We start from the raw sequence: 1,445 nt of genomic DNA on the forward strand, positions 1-1,445 counted from the left end.
AGCCGCCCGTAGCTGAACCCGTTCTCGCCCAGGACGAATGCCTCGGCTCCGAGTCTGCGAAGAAGCTCGCGGGTAACGACGCTGTCCTGGTGGTCACCGAGGACTTTCTGGACGTCGTGGGCGGCGTCGGCCAGACGGGCTGCGTGCTTGGGGTTGACGGGGGCGGCGGCTTCGGCTGCATACCGCAGCCGTTTCCCGTCTTTCCGGGCCTCGTGCAGGGCCGGGTGGTCTCCGGTGCCGGCGGCATGCCGTTTGGCTTCCCGGGCCGCGGTGCGCAACCGCCTGACGTCGCGTTTGACCAGCCGGGGGATGACTTTGACCGCTGGTTTGGAGGCCAGCGGCGAGAGGGGCGGGGCGGCGATCATGGCCTCGAGGGCGTCGAGCAGCCGGAAATAGCGCTGCCCGTCCAAGGCTTCCAGTGCCCTGGCGTGGGCTTCCTGGTAGGCGCCGCCGAGTTCAAGATCGACCCTACGGGTGACGGGTCCCATCACCAGCTCGCCGGGTTCCTCGGCGACCATGTCCTTCAGGCGTGCATGCATGACCTCCGCGTCGCGGGCCTGACCGAGCACGCCGGCGAGCCATTTCAATTCGTTCCGCAGGAAACCCACTGTCTCGGCGTCGTCCAGCAGTTTCCTGTAGGTCGCCAGCGCCGAGCGCATGCGCCGGGTGGCAACCCTCATCTTGTGGACCGCATCGTGGGCGTCCTGCCGCACGCGGGGATCCTGGTCTTTGAGTTCCTTCACCTGTTGCCTGAGGTAGGCGAGCACGACATCGCCGGCGGGTCCCTTGCGCTTGGGCGCCGGCTCTGTGGAGGCAGGTTCCAGGTTCAGGGCGCGCGCGAGTTTGGACGGGTAGGCGGAGGGCCGGACGCCGGCTCCGGCGAGCCGGTCCTGCACGGCCTCGAGCAGGGGCCGGGAACCGGCAACGAGTTCAATCTCCCACTCCCGCCAGCGCAGGGTGCCTGGTTTCGGCCCCAGGGTCTCAGCCTGCACCCGGTCGTCACAGAACTCCGCAAGAACGGCGTTGTCCTTGTCCCTGAGCCGGTACACGACGCGCCTCGTCTTCAGCCGGGCCACCGGTAGCAGCGCGCGGTCTCTGTTGTGCACACGGACCAGCTGAAGGAGAGCGCCGGGGACGCCGTCGGCCTGTTCTCCGAGCGGTTCGCGGAATTCCGTCCGTTCGTCCGCTCCAGCGGGCAGCTTCAGGTGCCATCCGGCGTCCTCACCCCCGGTTCTGCGGCGCAGGGTGATCCGCGCGGACGCCAGGCGCAGGTCCTCGGTGTCGAAGTACTCGGCCTCCAGCCGGTGCTCCACAGGCCGGTCCACCCGGGCAACGCCGGGCAAATCCTGAGGCGAAGGAAGAAGGGCCTCCTCCTCGACATCAAACTTCCGTTCGATCTCAACAACGCGTGTCGCGGACATACCGAAATTCTACGTCCCGCGCTC

At 68.0% G+C, this 1,445-nt stretch carries 1 protein-coding gene; it reads right to left on the reverse strand.

What is annotated here, in order from left to right:
- Nucleotides 1–1,421 (reverse strand): CYTH and CHAD domain-containing protein (locus tag ACZYZ5_RS21440; protein WP_463904385.1); only part of this gene is annotated, 1,421 nt, incomplete at its 3' end.
- Between the last annotated feature and the right edge of the window lie 24 nt (nucleotides 1,422–1,445).

The sequence above is a fragment of the Pseudarthrobacter ribosi genome, from assembly GCF_055412865.1.